A 14,871-nucleotide genomic window follows, 5' to 3' on the forward strand; every position below is an offset into this window, starting at 1 on the left:
TCCTGATTACCCGATGTGAAAAAGTGTGCTATTGGCTGTGCAAATAGCCCATATTTGCGGCTGTCAGGCACAGCGATGCTGCGGTTAACAACTAATTGGAGGGTGATATGGTGGGATTGAAAAGCCAGGCGCAAGTGACTGAGCTTTTGTGGTTATCGACGAAAAGGAAAACGCCTTCTGGAACCAAATGTCACCATCAATAGGGCTAAGTGCGAAGAGGTGAAAGCCGGTGTACCCTCCTTCACAACACAAACATTTTTCAGGATCACACATGTCACAATGAGAAGCACAATGTTCGCTTTCGGCTTTCAGGTAGTGCGTTTGAGGGTCTGGATTCATTCCTGAAGAAGCGTGCGACAGATTAGCGTGAGTTTTGACGGAATCATCCTCGTTACACTCACAAACATCGGCACCAGCCTGTCCATGCGGCACTAGCAGCATAAAAATAACAAAAATTTCTAACCAACGGTGCTTGGTGAACATGCGCTCCTCCCTAATTGCTAATTATAGTCTGTGTTCAGGGGAAGCGCGCCGATCTACATCAATAGAAAGGTAAAAGTGAATTGATAAGAAAGATAAAAATGGTGGCCCCACCCTGACTTGAACAGGGGACCTGCCGATTATGAGTCGGATGCTCTAACCAACTGAGCTATGGGGCCATATGAAGTGTGTGATATAAAAACGGCTGTTTTTATAAGCGGGGCGCAGTATAAGCAGTTTTTTTTGCCTTGTCACCCCATCAGAGGGCGGAATTCGTCCGCCCGACTAAATCCTCGACAATCCGGTTTAGCGCCTTGCTCGTCGCATGGCAAACAGGCCAAGCAGCAGTAGCCATCCGGTACTGACACTACCCCCGCCGCTGCTTGAGGGTTCGCTGACGGTGACCGGCTCGGGCGAGCTGCCGCCATTGCCCGTACCCGGGTTGCTGGTATTGTCCTGTACCACCACACTGATGCTGACACTGTCGGTGGTACTGGCCCCAAACTCGTCGGTGGCGGTAAAGCTAAAGGTCAGTTCAGCCGCTTCATCTGGCGCGGTAAAGGTGGTCACCGTATTTTGTGTGCTGCTGAGCGACACGGCCGGGCCCTCGGTTTGTTGCCATTCGAGGGCGGTGATACTGCCGTCCGGGTCTTGCGCCGAGCCGCCCAGTGCGACATTCGCACGCGGGTTCACTTCCTGGTCGCCGCCCGCGTTGACAACAGGTGGCAGGTTAGACTCGTCATCGCGAATGGTCACGGTGAGCGTGCTGAATTCACCGTCACTGTCAGACTCCAGCACCACCTGAAAGGCCTCGTCATCTTCTTCACTCTCGTCATCAATCAGTGAAATGCTGAAGGATTTTGCAGTCTCATCGCCATCCTGCCAGCGCAGCTCGCCGGTTGCCTCGACAACATCCTCGCCGGCGACGGCGGTCTGACTCTGGATCCGATATGTCACGGTAAGCTCGCCGTCACTGCCGCCCTGACGGTTAACCGGAACCGAAAAGGCATCGCTGTTCTCATTAACGCTCATACTGTCCTGTTCAAAGCTCGGCGCCCCTTTAAACACGGCGTCACTATTAATGGTGACAAGGGTAATACCTTTTCCGGGAATAATTGAGCCGCCCTGTGGGTTCATTAGCTTAATCGCGAAAAGCTCTTCGGCTTCGTCAGCAGTATTTTCGGTAATTGGAATTGTCAGTGTTTTACCGGTGCTGTCACCGGCCGGCCAGCTCAGCTCACCACTTTCCAGGCTGAAGTCGGAGGCATCGGCTGAGCCGGTGAGTACCTCGTAGTTGACCGTCAGGGTGCCGCTACCAGTGCGCATGATGTCCAGGTTCAGTGTCTGGTTGTCGTCGGTTGATACCGCCGCAGCCACAAAACCCGCGGTGTTGGGCTCTGTGCTTACGGTGTCGTCATGGAGAATATACAGACCGCCCTGAATGTCACTGACCAGCAGGGTGCCGCTTGGCAGATAGGGGTAAACGCCCCAGGCGCCATTAAAGGCGTTGCTGTCAGAGGCCGGAAAGGTATCAAAAAAGCCGGCTTCCCGAGGTCCCAGCGGATCGCTGATATCCAGTACCGTCAGCCCGCGCTCATAATTCGACATGTAATAACGGTCACCGCGCACAAAGCCATTATGATCGATGGCCTTGGTACTGCCGGTCCAGGTGGCGACCAGTTGTGGTGTACTTAAACTGCTGATGTCAAAGAAGTGAACGGTAGTATTGAGGTTACGGTAGGCCTCATCCAGCTCGTCATGCAAAATGACGTACTGCTTGTCCTCGCTCCACCATCCGCTGTGGGTATATTCTGCGTCGGGGTAGCCAACCTGCGCCAGCTCTGTCGCGCTGGCGGGATCGCTGTGATCCCACAGTCGCAGCGTGTCCTCGTTGAAATCGAGCATTACCGTACAGCCGGCGTCGGTTGCACGGGTGCAGTCGGTGGTGGCACGGGCGTCAGTGATCAGTAATGACGACGCGTCATGCGTGTAGTCACTGCGGTTCATCCCCACCGGTGCATAGCTTTGTCCGGGCGCAGTCTGGTTGTCCAGCGAATAAGAGCGCCAGGCGCCGCCGTAGTTTTCTGAACCGGCAATATGGAGTTGTGGTGTCACGCCGGGCAGGGCGGTGTTCAGCGTATAATCGATATTGGAAATATAAACGTTGTGGGCGCGCACGTCGTCGCGCGTTGAGCCTGCCAGTGAGACGGCATCGGGCAGGTTGTTAAGGTCGATAATTTTCAGCCCCTCACTGGCTGAATCGGCAGTCACATACGCATAGGCACGCCACTTTTTGGACGGCGCGTGGTAGTACTGATAAACCTTAATGTCGCGCCAGGTCGTTGCAGCTCCTGATATGGACCCAACCACCTCAGGGGCAGTTGGGGTCGTCACATCCACCACGGCCACGCCACGACGCAGGCCGATGATGGCATATTCGCGCTGGGTGTTAAGGTCTACGTGGCCCCAGATATCATTGGCTGTCGACGAACCTGTGGGTAAATCGGTTAGCGGCACATGGGCAAGCAGGCTGATGTTACTGCACGGAAAGCCTCCGGCCATGCCGTTCTCACAGGTGGTTTGTGACTGTGAGCGGGTCATGGCTTCAATGGCTGACTTCGCAATACTCACAGCCGGCTGCGTGCCTGCCTTGCCATCAGACACAACCTGGAAGCCCTGGTTATACAGGCGCTCGGCATACGCGGCAGGAACCCCCTCTAAAACGGTCTGGTTGGTTGCAGGGTTTTGTACCTGATAATGATCGAGGCGTGAGTACCCGCCAACAACCGGTACCAGTTCACTGATGAAGTAAAACAGTGCTCTGTCATCGCTCAGGGTATAGGTGCCCGCCGCAAGTAACACGCGGTCACCTTTTCCGGCCTGACTGGCGGCATAGGCAATTGTCTGACAGGGACGGAAACGGTTGTCACAACGGCCGGTGTCCTTGCCGTCGGGGGCCACAAACCGGGCTTTGTCATGTTCACTGTGTGCCAGTGCGGCTTGACTAACCATACCCGATAGCAGCACTATGCAGGCAACGAAGAGAGGGTGTTTCATGGTATGCATCCTTTGCAATCAATGGGCATAAACTAGCAGAGAAAGGGCTGAAGTGAAATTATCTCGCTGGATAAAAAATGGTCATAGCACGTTACTGGTGTTGGTAATGTTGCTGGCGGGCTGCGACAAACTGCCGGGCGCCCGTGCGCCAGGTGCGATCCCGGTTCATCTGACCGGCGTGAATACGTCGTCGTGTCCCATGACCATGACGGTAGGTGAGGACCGCTGGGAGATAGGGTATTTTGCGTTTTATGTCAGCAAACCGGAATTGCGGATTGACGGGAAATGGCAACCGGTCAGGTTCAAAAACAGTCCCTGGCAGACTAATGATGTTGCGCTGCTGTCCTTTCATTCTCTGTGCAACAACGCCGGGGCCGCCAATACTATGCTGCAGCTTGAGGCATCTGATAAGCTGATGCAACTGGCCACCAATGTACGGTTTACGGTGGGTGTTCCATTTGAGCAGAATCATGCCAATCCACTGACCCAGCCGTCACCGTTAAACGACAGCAGCATGTTCTGGTCATGGCAGGCGGGACACAAATTTATGCGACTGGATCTGACGAACGTCGCATCGCAGCATACGTTTTCTTACCATCTCGGAAGTATTGGCTGTGAGTCGGACGCGCCGGTCAGGCCGCCAGCAAAAGCCTGCCGGTTTACTAACCGGGTGGAGATGATTCTGCCTACCACGCAACTCGACTCCAAGCTGGATTTGTCGTTGTCGATGGCAAACCTGATTGCTCAGGTTAACCTTAACGCCAGCCAGGGCTGTATGTTCAGAACACCAGAAGAAGCACCCTGTGACCAGCTGCTGCGCAACCTGCTGACCCGCCCATGGCTCGCCTGGCAGTAATCGTTTTTATTCTGCTACTGGCTGGTGGGTGTGAGCGCTCACCTACGCCATATGAATGGGAACTGCCGTATTCGGTGCCTGAACCTGTGGTGCCTGCAGATAACCCCATGACCGAAGAAAAAGTCGCGCTCGGACGCGCTTTGTTTTACGACACGGCATTAAGTCAGAATCAGCGCCAGTCCTGTGCATCCTGTCACCAGCAGGCCAATGGCTTTGCTGAGCCGGTCAGGCAGTCTGTCGGGACCACCGGGGAGGCGGTCAGTCGTAACGCCCTGGCGCTGGTAAATGTGGCCTATAATGGCTCGCTCACCTGGGCGCATAACGGGCTGAAGACCATTGAGCAGCAATTGCTCATTCCCCTGTTTAACGACGACCCAGTAGAACTTGGTCTTTCCACCCGCAACCCGGCGTTACTCGAACGTTTCAATACGCCCCGCTACCGGGCAATGTTCGAACAGGCGTTTGGTGAGCCTGATCCAAGCTGGGATTACATTGTTAAAGCACTGGCCAGTTTTGTCAGAAGTCTGGTGTCGTTTTCCAGTCCGTTTGACGACTACGCTTACGGTGGCAACGACGCGGCGCTGACTGACCGACAGCTAAAAGGGATGACGCTGTTTTTTTCAGAACGACTGGAGTGTTTTCATTGTCATGGCGGGGTTAATTTTACCCAGTCTTCAAAGCACGCCGGTCAGCAACTCGACTTACGGCCGTTTCATAATACCGGGCTGTACAATACCGACGGTAACGGGGCTTATCCCGAAACTGACCAGGGGCTGTATAGCGTCAGCTTCAATCCGGAGGACATGGGCAAGTTTCGTGCACCGACCTTAAGAAACATCACTGTTACCGCGCCGTATATGCACGATGGCAGTGTGGCAACCCTGGCCGAGGTGATTGATATCTATGCCAGCGGCGGACGTGATGCAGGCCGGTTCAGTCCCTATAAGAGCCCGTTTGTTAAGGGGTTTGAGATCACCGATGAAGAGAAAGATGCCCTGATCGACTTTCTCAACAGCCTGACCGATCAGTCGTTTTTGCACGACGCACGCTTCGGCCCGCCGGCTGATTAGGCCATTATTGTTTACATTCAGACAATTAAATGGCTAAAATCAAATGAGTAGGCGGTGCAACCTTAGCCAGGATTTGATACCGTCATCACATTCATGACTACGGCTTCCCAGCTCGGAGATAATAATGACAGAAAGACCCTTTCTGGTAAGTGGTCGAAACACCATCATTCACAAGATTCGTAAACTCGACCTGTTGCTGGTAAACGGCGATGACCATCCGCCGGTACTGGTTACCTATAAAGGCATTAAAGAGTATGACGGCAAAGTGCCGGACAACAAACGTGATGCCAAAATGATGGATATGGAGCTGGTGGATCTGACAGCCTCCGATGTGTTTGGCGATGAAAAAACGCTGGTGTTTGTTCAGACCATCAACGGCAAAGAATACAAAATTGATTACAGCAAGGTGGGTACCAAGCTGTTCATCCGCATTCACCAGGACAGCATTTTTTAACTCGCATTACCGACAAATGGGGCAGTCAGGCAATCTGCCCCCAGTTGTCCGCCAACAGGGTGTTATACCCGATGATGGGTCTGGCATCGCCCTTTAATTGTGTGTATCGTCCTTTGTAGATGGCAAAGCGGCAGATGTCGACCGGCGTCACCTCTGAGGCGTTAACGCCCGACACAATTCCTGCGGTTTCCAGCCCTTCGGCCACCAGCTCTGAACAAAACCAGCTGCTGAACTCTTCATTGTTGTAGCTCAGCCGGCCGAACACCGGATGGTCGTCAATCACATCGACCGCAGAACCAAACAACTGCAGCACGTCATACTCCTTGCCGTGCTGGGCAAACATGAAGTCAAAAAATGCCGTGCGGTTGCTGTCGAACTGTTGCCGGGCCTCCGGTGCCAGCGGCAGCCACCAGATATCGCCGTCATAACTGGCAATGCGCTCACTCAACCGATTAATCATCACGCCGCGCTTGCCGTCGTAAGCTGTGGCTTCCATCACCTGATTAAAATACCGCTGGCTGGTTTCGTCGCGCATTTGTGTGTGCATCACAATGGCTACATGGGTAACCGCAGAGCGGGTAGTGAGTTTGGTCCAGCGTGAAAACAGGCTGTTTCCGCCAAAGGCAATAATGTCGCCGGGTTGCATCTGCCGACGCACCAGATGGTAGGGCTGGCTCTCGAGCATGGGACATCCTTGTGTAAATGTGTCTGAATGTGTGCAGGCTGCGACCAACGTCACGTCCATGCGTCTGGTTATCTGAAGTTATAGTCTTTTTATCGCACTATCTCAAATAACGGGAGTTGACCGAATTGTGGGGCATTCAGGCGATAAATTCCACTACGTTAACAATGCGTTCACAAAAGGCAGCGGTATCGCCACGCATTAAACATCCGTCCTGGAGAATGACTATGAAAATGTTCAAAACTGTATTACTTGGCTGTGCATTTGCAACAACGCTGGCTGCCGTTCCCGCCATGGCTAACACTTATCCTGTTCAGATTGAGAACGATTTGGTGGCGGTCTGTGACGCCATTAAAGACAACAGTCTGCAATCACTCAGAAAAGCGGTGAAGCAAAGCCGTCTCAGCTTCCGCGATCTGAATGAAGGGCTGGTCTGCAATGGCGACGATATGCTGTCGTTTGCTACCAGACATAACGCGACGTTCGCTGCCGATTTAATTGTCCGTCGCACCTTGCGCAATAAAGATCAGATGACAGCGAGCCGGTAACCATCATGACGTTTCGCAACACAGACCTCCCACCGGGGCCAGGGTTTATGCCACCACGGGCTGTTAGGTCCGTCCCGGCGGGACGGTCTGTCAGCCCGGCACAATCTAATGACGGCGAGCAGTCCGCGACGCTGACGATACTGCTCTGTTATCCGGACACTACATCACTGGCGCCGCTGTGCAGCAAACTGCGACACGGTGAACCCGGACTCAGTATGATTCAGTGTGACACATATAAAGCGCTGGAAGAGGCTAGTGCGCAGTATCCCGATGCGTTTGTTTTTACCGACCTGACCACCGCCGAACGGCTTAAATATCATGTCCGTGAATATGCAAACTGGACTATTCTTGGGACCTCTAACGAGGAAGCCCTGAGTGCCTTTTCACTGCATGCCATGGGGTTTTTAAATGTCCCTTTGTGTTCCGATGCACTGCAGCGCTGCTGCGCGTTGTTGTTGCGCCGTTTCTCTGCACAGCGCAAACGGCAACAGTATCGTACGCTGGCCTCAGGCCTGTGCCGGCAGTTCGGGCTGGGAGAGGCGGCGCTGTCGGCCTTGTTGCGTCGTCAGCATCGCGCTCGTTGTGCACCAGATAAAGTTGGCATTAAAAGCAGTAGAGGCTGGTGTTGTCTGGGGGCGGAAGAAGTTCGCTGGATTGAGGCGGCGGGGGATTATATGTGTCTGCACACGACACACGAGCAGCTTATTGTTCGCTCCACCATGAGCGCCCTGATCCGACGCTTTGAGCGCGCCGAGTTTGTGCACTGCAACCGCTCAGTGGTGGTCAATACGGCACACGTTAAAGCGCTGAAATGGCTTGCACCCGGAATGCTGGTGGCGGTTCTGGATGACGGCGTGCAGCTCAAGATCAGTCGCCGGTGCTACGCGTCATACTGGCAGCACCATCCGCTGGCGACGTCGGCGCCGCAGCCTGTCGAAGCGTAAGACATTGGTCGTGTAGCTGTGCAGGCAGACCTGCTGTACACTGGCATCATGGTGTATCAGCAGGAGAAAACATGTCGACGTTGCGTCACTATGTGATGGGCTGGGCAGGCATTCTGGGGTGTTTCTTTTTCGGCAACGCGGTGGTGGCCGTGACCCATATTCCTCTGCCGCCCGCGCTGATCGGGCTGATGACACTGCTGGTTTTTCTGATAGTGAGAGGACGCCCCGCCGAAGCGGTTGCGCTGGCCGGCGCCCCTCTGTTAAAACACATGTCGCTGTTGTTTGTTCCCGCCGTGCTGGGTGTAACGCTTTACTGGAGCGATATTCAGGCCCACGCACTGGCGCTGTTTGTCAGTATCGTTATCACCACCATTATCAGTCTTGCCATCACGGCCATATCTGCCGATAAAATTCTGCGCGCTAAGCCGGAGAAGCCGCAATGAGTGCAGGCTTCACTGATGCTGTTTTTTCGCCGCTTCCTGATGTTATACGTCACACGTTCAGTCTGCAGGGAGCCCTGTGGCTACTCGTCACCGTAACCTGCTATGTGCTGGCATTACGCCTTCACCTGGCCAGTCGTGGTAACCCGTTATTGCATCCGCTGGTGGTTACAGCCTGTCTGGTTGGCGGTGTCACAGCGCTGACGCAGACACCGATGACCGCCTATCGTGAGTACGCCAGTTTGTTACACTGGCTGCTTGGACCGGCCACGGTGGCGCTGGCGTTACCCATGTTTAACCAGTGGCAGAAGATCCGTCATCTTGGCTGGCGGCTGCCGCTGGCGATCGGGATCGGCGGGGTCATCGCCCCGGTCCTGGCCTGGACGTCCCTGTTCATTGCTGACGCTCCCACCGCCATGCAGCTCACCATGCTGTTGAAGTCCATCACCACACCACTGGCAATGGAGGCAAGCCGGCTGATTGGCGGTGTGCCCGAGCTGGCCGCGGTGTTTGTTATTGTTACAGGTATTGTGGGTGCGATGGCGTGTAACCTGGTATTTCGTCTGACCGGTGTCACCGATGAGCATGCGAAAGGCATCGCGCTGGGATCAGTGGCGCATGCTGTCGGCACCGCAAGAGCGCTACAGTTATCTGAGCAGGCGGGTGCTATGTCGACACTGGGGCTGTGTGTAAACGGCATTATGACGGCAATTATTATTCCGTTGCTGCTGGCATAGTGCCTGATGGATATGGCATTTTGCAGAGGAACTGCTATTTATCCAAGGGTAACGCAGGAAATTTGTTCTTTTGGCTAATGACGTTACGGCTTTTTTTCAGCTAGTCTTATTACCCGGTAGTTATCGCCGCTTCAGGTTATGCCGGTGTGGTCGATACAATGCTCAGAGCGAAACGTATGTCGTTGCATTGTCAGAGCAAAGTCATTGCGGGTGCAGCGTGTATTCAACGTCAGGATGGTAGCAATTTTTCATGTATTCAGTGTTAGTGTGTGATGATTCACTGGTAGCAAGAAAACAGGTCGCAAAATGTCTGCCCCAGGACTGGGAAGTTGCCCTGCATTTTGCCAAGCATGGAAAAGAAGCGATTGAAGCCATCGAGCAGGGTAAGGGGCAGTTATTGTTACTTGACCTGAATATGCCTGTGATGGACGGCTATGCCACCCTCGAAGCCATCAAAAAAGCCGGTTACGCCACCCGTGTTATTGTTATCTCCGGTGATATCCAGCCTGAAGCCCATCAGCGTGTAACGTCACTCGGTGCCATTGATTTCATTCAGAAGCCCGTGAAGCCCGATGTGCTGCACGACGTGCTGAAAAAGCACAAGATTTTTGACGCACAAGAAGACGTTGCCACCGAAGAAGGTCTGCTGGCACCGGATATTCGTGACTGTTATCAGGAAATTACCAACATCGCGATGGGCCAGGCGGGTGATCACCTCGCGCGCATCATGAATGTCTTCGTCCGTTTGCCGATTCCGAATGTCAACCTCATTGAAGTATCCGAACTGCATATGATGCTGTCTGATATTGAAAGTCATGAAGAGGTGACTGCCGTGTGTCAGGGCTTCCTGGGGCCGGGTATCCGCGGTGAAGCGCTGTGTATCTTAAGTGACTCCAGTTTCGATGATGTCGCAAAAATCCTTAATATCAGCCAGGAGGTTGATGATCAGCTGCAGCTGGAGCTGCTGATGGATGCGGCCAGCATTCTGATTGGTACCTGTTTATCAGGTCTGGCCGAACAGATGGACATTAACTTTAGTCAGGGCCACCCGATTGTACTGGGACAACACCGCGCAATTACCGAAATTATTGCCATGAACCGGATCCGCTGGAAACGCACGCTGGCCATCGAACTGAGCTACGGGCTCGAAGGCTATAATGTGCAGTGCGATCTTATCCTGCTGTTTACCGAAGAATCGATGCAGACAATGAACTCAAAACTCGCCCATTTGCTGGAGGATATGTAATGTCGACTCCGCTGGATGACCTGCAGGAATTTCACTGGATGATGGACATGCTGCAAAGCGTGGACGTTGGCATAGTGGTGCTGAATCGTGAGTTTCAGGTAAAAGTGTGGAACAGCTTTATGGAGAGCCACAGCGGCCTGCTACCCAGTGATGTGCGCGACAAACCCTTATTTTCGCTGTTCCCTGCCATCAATGAAGAGTGGTTTGCACAAAAAGCACGTCCGGTATTCGAACTGAAAACCCGTGCGTTTATGACCTGGGAGCAGCGCCCGTACCTGTTTAAATTCCCGAATTACCGGCCTATTACCGGCAGTGAATCCTTTATGTATCAGAATATTACTCTCTCGCCACTGGTGTCTGCCAATGGTAAGGTGGAACATATCAGCATGATGATTTATGACATGACGGACATTGCGATTGGTAAAAAACAGCTCGAAGCCCTGCAGGTTACCCGCAGCGAAGAATTAGAGCGGGCATCACGCCAGCAGACCGGAGTGTAACGCCCGACGGTTTCGACCTGATTTTTTGGGTATTAAACTCATAACACCTTCCTATTTACCTGCAAGCTGTCCACAATATTGCTATGAAATTGCGTATTCCTTACTCCCACGCGCTGGTCGCTTTCTGTTTGCTGTTGGTCTGGCCGGCAGCCGCGCGTGCCGAGTTTACCTGCGACATCGACTTTGCCTATGGGTTGTCAGTCAACAGTAGCCAGCTTCGGGTGATGGAAAAGTCACGGACGCTGGTGCAGATTAACGATCAGTCACAGCTGTTTGTTGAGGGGCGCTGGCAACAGCTTAACGAACAGCAGCAGGTCTGGCTTCAGGAATACGCCAGCGGCCTGCATTACGTGGTGCCTAAAATGATTGTGCTGGCGACCGAGGGCGTCGATCTTGCAATTGATACCATTGACCATGTTTACCTAGGGCTGGTGGGCAGCGACCACGACAGTTATGAACGACTGCGTAAAGCCATGGAGCGGGTTCAGAACCGTGTGAAGGATAAGTTCCGTCACGCCAGCAACCACTACTTTATTGGTCCGGGATCGCTTGAAAGTGTTGATGAGTTTGTTGACTCAGAAATAGAAGCGCAACTGGAAGAGGCCATTTCCACGTCTATCGGCGGGATCCTGTCTGCCATCAGTGGCATTAACACGAACGGGGCAGAAGTCGACAGCGAACGTGTTGCCGAGCTGACCCGTCAGCTGGAAGCCATGGGCGAACAGCTTGGCCGCGATGTCGGGCCCAAAGCGACCAGTTTGCGCAACAAAGCACAGTGGTTCTGTAACAAGCTTAAGCAACTGGATGAAGCCGAAGAGAAGCTCAGAGAGAGCGTACCGGCATTTCAGAAATTCAATATCATTACGTCACACAAGGCTGACACCTAAACAAAGGCGCTTAGCAGCGTATTCAGATAGCGTCGGCCTTTCTCCGTCACCTGCCAGCTGCGTTCATTCTCTGTCAGCAGCCCATCGGTTATTGCGTTGTTGAGTGCCTGAAGCTGTTCCTCGTCAAGCCTCACGCCGGTCAGCGCGGTAAAATCGGCTTTGGGGCAGGGCTCGGTCAGTCGGAAACGGTTCATAAAAAACTCAAAGGCGAGGTCCTCTTGCGCCACCTGTGTTTCACTGTCCAGATACGGACGACTGAGTTCCATGTAGCCACGAGGGTGCTTCACTTTCACCGTGCGATAAATGCGCTGGGTGTCGGCGTCGGTAATCTTACCGTGCGCCCCACAGCCAATTCCCAGATAGTCGCCAAAGCGCCAGTAATTTAAATTGTGCTGGCACTGGTGTCCCGGTCGTGCGTACGCCGAAATTTCATACTGATGCAGCCCGGCCTGTTCCAGCGCCCGGTGACCCTGCTCCTGTATTTCCCACAGAATATCGTCGTCAGGCAACACCGGCGGCTTCGAATAGAAGGCGGTATTGGGTTCGATCGTTAACTGATACCAGGACAAATGATAAGGCGCCTGAGCAATCGCGGTGTGCAGATCATCCATGGCATTGTCGATGCTCTGATCCGGCAGACCGTGCATTAAGTCGACGTTAAAGGTCGGTAACCCGGTGGCTTTTGCCTGTGATATCGCCGACAACGCCTGGGCATCGTCGTGGATCCGGCCGAGCAGTTTAAGATGACGTTGCTGGAAACTCTGGATCCCAATGGAAATACGGTTAATGCCCGCATCATAAAAGCCTGCAAAGCGACCGGCTTCGAGCGTACCGGGATTGGCTTCCATCGTAATTTCAGCGTCCGGGGCGACATCAATCCGCTCGCGGATCCCGGTAAGCAAGCGCGCCATACCGGCTTCGCTGAACAAACTCGGTGTTCCGCCGCCAATGAAAATGGTCGACACAGTCCGGCCATGCACGCGTTTTGCGTCAATGACCAAATCGTCGAGCAGGTGAGCGATATATTCCTGTTCAGGAATGGCTGACTTCACGCCGTGTGAGTTAAAGTCACAATACGGACATTTCTGTACGCACCACGGAATATGCACATACAGACCAAGCGGTGGATTACGCAAGGGTTTGTCTCATCGTTTCAAGCAGTGCGCGCAGTGCCTGACCGCGGTGACTGATCGTATTCTTGCGGGCTTTTTCCAGCTCGGCAGCGGTTTTGTTCTCACTGGGAACGTAAAATACCGGATCATAGCCAAAGCCACCCTCACCACTGCGCTCGGTCAGAATACGGCCGCTCCAGCGACCCTGGCTCATCAGCGGAACCGGATCGTCGCCATGACGCATAAATACCAGCGTGCAGAAGAAATGCGCGTTACGCTCGCGGGTGCTGCCTAACTCCCTCAGGAGCTTGTCGATATTGTCATCGTCACTGGCGCCGACGCCGGCAAACCGCGAAGAGTAAATGCCCGGCGCGCCCTTCAGGGCCTCAACCACCAGACCGGAATCGTCAGCAATGGCAGGCAATCCGGTTTCTCGGGCAGCATGGCGGGCCTTAATAATGGCATTCTCGACAAAGGTGGTGCCGGTCTCGTCCGCGTCACTCACGCCAAGACTTTTCTGGGGCACAATGTCTACGTCAAAGGCCTCAAACAGGCTGGCGAATTCTCTGACCTTACCCGGGTTACCGGTAGCCAGTACAATCTTCTGAGGAAATGCCATAGTGACTCCTGTTACTTACTTTTTCTTTTTCGCGGTTTTCTTTTTCACTTTCTTTTTCTTCGGCGCTGCCTTCGGAGCCTTATGCTTCGGTTCCAGGCCTTCAATCTTGCGCGGCTTCAGTACGTCGCCGGTATACCGGCTGACTTTACCGACCATATCAATATCATGTGCCTCAATCAGAGAGATAGCGGTGCCCTTTGCGCCTGCGCGGCCGGTGCGGCCAATACGGTGAACATATACGTCGGCAGTGCGCGGCATGTCGAAATTGATGACATGGCTGACATTGGGAACATCAATACCGCGAGCCGCGACGTCGGTCGCCAGCAGTACCGGTACCTCGCCGCTTTTAAAGCGGGCCAGTGCTGCAATGCGTTTGTCCTGGGGCATTTCACCCTGTAACCAGCAGACCGGAATGTCGCGCCGGGCCAGCTCGTCTTTGAGCGCCTGCAGACGATCGCGGGTTTTAACAAACACAATGGCCGTTTTAGCCTGATGTTTAAGAATGTGTTCCAGCAGTGCCTGCTTGTGCTCAAGATCGTCGGCAAGATGGTACCACTGGTGGATCTTGTTGCTTTCTTTACGCGACGGACTGGCCTGGATAACTTCAGGATCCTTGAGGATATCGCGTGCGAAGGTCATTACACCTGTGCCTTCCAGCGTGGCGGAAAACAGCATGTTTTGCTTGCGCCAGCGTGCTTCGGCAGCAATCTGATTCACAATGCCGGAAAAACCCATGTCCAGCATGCGGTCGGCTTCATCCAAAATCAGACATTCGATGTCGCGACAGTCTGCCGCTTCCTTTTGAATGTGTTCAAACAACCGGCCCGGGGTCGCTACCAGAATATCCAGTCGCTTGCTAAGGATTTCCTTGTCTGTGCCGTAGTTAATGCCACCGGTGATCACACCACAAATCAGGTCGGTGTGTTTGGTCAGTGCCAGCGCCTGCTCATACACCTGCAGCGCGAGTTCGCGCGTTGGTGTCAGAATGAGAATACGGGATGCACCCGGATTCTGACGCGGGAAGTCGAGCAGAAACTGAATGGCCGGCAGCAGGAATGCGGCTGTTTTACCGGTTCCGGTAGGGGCACTGGCCAGCACGTCTTTACCGTCCATTGCCACGGGGATCACTTCAGACTGAATGGTGGTGGGTTGTTTGTACCCCAGGTCAGTTACCGCCTGGATAATTGCATCGTCGAGTTCGAGATCTTCGAAAGTCATGAATAATCGTTACCTGTCATT

General features: G+C 53.7%; 16 protein-coding genes and 1 tRNA gene. 10 read left to right on the forward strand and 7 right to left on the reverse strand.

Annotation, left to right across the window (positions count from 1 at the left end):
• Positions 1–84: 84 nt before the first annotated feature.
• From AB1N33_RS14365 to AB1N33_RS14375, 3 genes are all read right to left on the reverse strand, one after another.
• Complete coding sequence (locus AB1N33_RS14365; protein WP_411272258.1) at positions 85–483, reverse strand: hypothetical protein; 399 nt, start codon at positions 481–483, stop codon at positions 85–87.
• Between the two features lie 99 nt (positions 484–582).
• Positions 583–659, reverse strand: a tRNA-Ile gene (locus AB1N33_RS14370).
• 127 nt (positions 660–786) lie between these two features.
• Positions 787–3,537 (reverse strand): choice-of-anchor B family protein, encoded by a 2,751-nt coding sequence (locus AB1N33_RS14375; RefSeq protein ID WP_411272259.1) that lies wholly within the window; start codon positions 3,535–3,537, stop codon positions 787–789.
• Between the two features lie 52 nt (positions 3,538–3,589).
• Here AB1N33_RS14375 and AB1N33_RS14380 point away from each other — a divergent pair, with 52 nt between their 5' ends.
• The 3 genes from AB1N33_RS14380 to AB1N33_RS14390 all read left to right on the forward strand — a co-directional run bounded on the left by AB1N33_RS14380 (position 3,590) and on the right by AB1N33_RS14390 (position 5,917).
• Positions 3,590–4,393: an MbnP family copper-binding protein gene (locus tag AB1N33_RS14380; protein ID WP_411272260.1), complete on the forward strand. Its 804-nt coding sequence runs from the start codon at positions 3,590–3,592 to the stop codon at positions 4,391–4,393.
• Positions 4,375–5,463, forward strand: coding sequence for an MbnH family di-heme enzyme (locus AB1N33_RS14385; RefSeq protein ID WP_411272261.1), 1,089 nt, complete (start codon positions 4,375–4,377; stop codon positions 5,461–5,463). The genes AB1N33_RS14380 and AB1N33_RS14385 overlap by 19 nt, the downstream gene beginning before the upstream one ends.
• A gap of 124 nt (positions 5,464–5,587) precedes the next feature.
• On the forward strand, positions 5,588–5,917 hold the full coding sequence (locus AB1N33_RS14390; protein ID WP_411272262.1) for a hypothetical protein: 330 nt from the start codon (positions 5,588–5,590) through the stop codon (positions 5,915–5,917).
• Between the two features lie 25 nt (positions 5,918–5,942).
• Here the strand turns inward: AB1N33_RS14390 and AB1N33_RS14395 are convergent, their stop codons facing one another.
• Positions 5,943–6,602, reverse strand: coding sequence for a hypothetical protein (locus AB1N33_RS14395; RefSeq protein WP_411272263.1), 660 nt, complete (start codon positions 6,600–6,602; stop codon positions 5,943–5,945).
• Between the two features lie 224 nt (positions 6,603–6,826).
• On the opposite strand from AB1N33_RS14395, the gene AB1N33_RS14400 reads away from it, so the two are divergent.
• From AB1N33_RS14400 to AB1N33_RS14430, 7 genes are all read left to right on the forward strand, one after another.
• Complete coding sequence (locus AB1N33_RS14400; protein ID WP_411272264.1) at positions 6,827–7,147, forward strand: DUF3718 domain-containing protein; 321 nt, start codon at positions 6,827–6,829, stop codon at positions 7,145–7,147.
• A gap of 5 nt (positions 7,148–7,152) precedes the next feature.
• Positions 7,153–8,091, forward strand: coding sequence for a LytR/AlgR family response regulator transcription factor (locus AB1N33_RS14405; protein WP_411272265.1), 939 nt, complete (start codon positions 7,153–7,155; stop codon positions 8,089–8,091).
• Positions 8,092–8,162: 71 nt separating this feature from the next.
• On the forward strand, positions 8,163–8,534 hold the full coding sequence (locus tag AB1N33_RS14410) for a CidA/LrgA family protein (protein ID WP_411272266.1): 372 nt from the start codon (positions 8,163–8,165) through the stop codon (positions 8,532–8,534).
• Positions 8,531–9,268: an LrgB family protein gene (locus tag AB1N33_RS14415; protein ID WP_411272267.1), complete on the forward strand. Its 738-nt coding sequence runs from the start codon at positions 8,531–8,533 to the stop codon at positions 9,266–9,268. The genes AB1N33_RS14410 and AB1N33_RS14415 overlap by 4 nt, the downstream gene beginning before the upstream one ends.
• A 250-nt stretch (positions 9,269–9,518) precedes the next feature.
• Positions 9,519–10,514 carry a response regulator gene (locus AB1N33_RS14420; protein WP_411272268.1) on the forward strand — a complete coding sequence of 332 codons (996 nt, stop codon included), beginning with the start codon at positions 9,519–9,521 and terminating at the stop codon, positions 10,512–10,514.
• A complete protein-coding gene (locus tag AB1N33_RS14425) occupies positions 10,514–11,014 on the forward strand; it encodes a PAS domain-containing protein (RefSeq protein ID WP_411272269.1) in 501 nt (166 codons plus the stop codon). Before AB1N33_RS14420 ends, AB1N33_RS14425 begins: the two co-directional genes overlap by 1 nt.
• Before the next feature lie 83 nt (positions 11,015–11,097).
• On the forward strand, positions 11,098–11,901 hold the full coding sequence (locus tag AB1N33_RS14430; RefSeq protein ID WP_411272270.1) for a YggN family protein: 804 nt from the start codon (positions 11,098–11,100) through the stop codon (positions 11,899–11,901).
• On the opposite strand, the gene hemW is transcribed toward AB1N33_RS14430, so the two are convergent.
• The 3 genes from hemW to srmB are packed head-to-tail and all read right to left on the reverse strand — an operon-like array spanning position 11,898 to position 14,850.
• On the reverse strand, positions 11,898–13,037 hold the full coding sequence (hemW, locus tag AB1N33_RS14435; protein ID WP_411272271.1) for a radical SAM family heme chaperone HemW: 1,140 nt from the start codon (positions 13,035–13,037) through the stop codon (positions 11,898–11,900). The genes AB1N33_RS14430 and hemW overlap by 4 nt on opposite strands.
• Positions 13,030–13,632: an RdgB/HAM1 family non-canonical purine NTP pyrophosphatase gene (rdgB, locus tag AB1N33_RS14440; protein ID WP_411272272.1), complete on the reverse strand. Its 603-nt coding sequence runs from the start codon at positions 13,630–13,632 to the stop codon at positions 13,030–13,032. Before rdgB ends, hemW begins: the two co-directional genes overlap by 8 nt.
• Positions 13,633–13,647: 15 nt before the next feature.
• Entirely contained in the window at positions 13,648–14,850 is a 1,203-nt protein-coding gene (gene srmB / locus AB1N33_RS14445; protein WP_411272273.1) for an ATP-dependent RNA helicase SrmB, read from the reverse strand.
• Between the last annotated feature and the right edge of the window lie 21 nt (positions 14,851–14,871).

It is taken from the genome of Alteromonas nitratireducens (genome assembly GCF_040812025.1).
In the GTDB taxonomy this organism is placed as follows: Bacteria; Pseudomonadota; Gammaproteobacteria; order Enterobacterales; family Alteromonadaceae; genus Alteromonas; species Alteromonas nitratireducens.

Excerpts from the sequence above, each read along its gene's own strand:
- AB1N33_RS14365 (WP_411272258.1), bottom strand. The coding sequence starts at position 483 with ATGTTCACCAAGCACCGTTGGTTAGAAATTTTTGTTATTTTTATGCTG.
- AB1N33_RS14375 (WP_411272259.1), bottom strand. The coding sequence starts at position 3,537 with ATGAAACACCCTCTCTTCGTTGCCTGCATAGTGCTGCTATCGGGTATG.
- AB1N33_RS14385 (WP_411272261.1), top strand. The coding sequence starts at position 4,375 with ATGGCTCGCCTGGCAGTAATCGTTTTTATTCTGCTACTGGCTGGTGGG.
- AB1N33_RS14390 (WP_411272262.1), top strand. The coding sequence starts at position 5,588 with ATGACAGAAAGACCCTTTCTGGTAAGTGGTCGAAACACCATCATTCAC.
- AB1N33_RS14395 (WP_411272263.1), bottom strand. The coding sequence starts at position 6,602 with ATGCTCGAGAGCCAGCCCTACCATCTGGTGCGTCGGCAGATGCAACCC.
- AB1N33_RS14400 (WP_411272264.1), top strand. The coding sequence starts at position 6,827 with ATGAAAATGTTCAAAACTGTATTACTTGGCTGTGCATTTGCAACAACG.
- AB1N33_RS14405 (WP_411272265.1), top strand. The coding sequence starts at position 7,153 with ATGACGTTTCGCAACACAGACCTCCCACCGGGGCCAGGGTTTATGCCA.
- AB1N33_RS14410 (WP_411272266.1), top strand. The coding sequence starts at position 8,163 with ATGTCGACGTTGCGTCACTATGTGATGGGCTGGGCAGGCATTCTGGGG.
- AB1N33_RS14415 (WP_411272267.1), top strand. The coding sequence starts at position 8,531 with ATGAGTGCAGGCTTCACTGATGCTGTTTTTTCGCCGCTTCCTGATGTT.
- AB1N33_RS14420 (WP_411272268.1), top strand. The coding sequence starts at position 9,519 with ATGTATTCAGTGTTAGTGTGTGATGATTCACTGGTAGCAAGAAAACAG.
- AB1N33_RS14425 (WP_411272269.1), top strand. The coding sequence starts at position 10,514 with ATGTCGACTCCGCTGGATGACCTGCAGGAATTTCACTGGATGATGGAC.
- AB1N33_RS14430 (WP_411272270.1), top strand. The coding sequence starts at position 11,098 with ATGAAATTGCGTATTCCTTACTCCCACGCGCTGGTCGCTTTCTGTTTG.
- rdgB (WP_411272272.1), bottom strand. The coding sequence starts at position 13,632 with ATGGCATTTCCTCAGAAGATTGTACTGGCTACCGGTAACCCGGGTAAG.
- srmB (WP_411272273.1), bottom strand. The coding sequence starts at position 14,850 with ATGACTTTCGAAGATCTCGAACTCGACGATGCAATTATCCAGGCGGTA.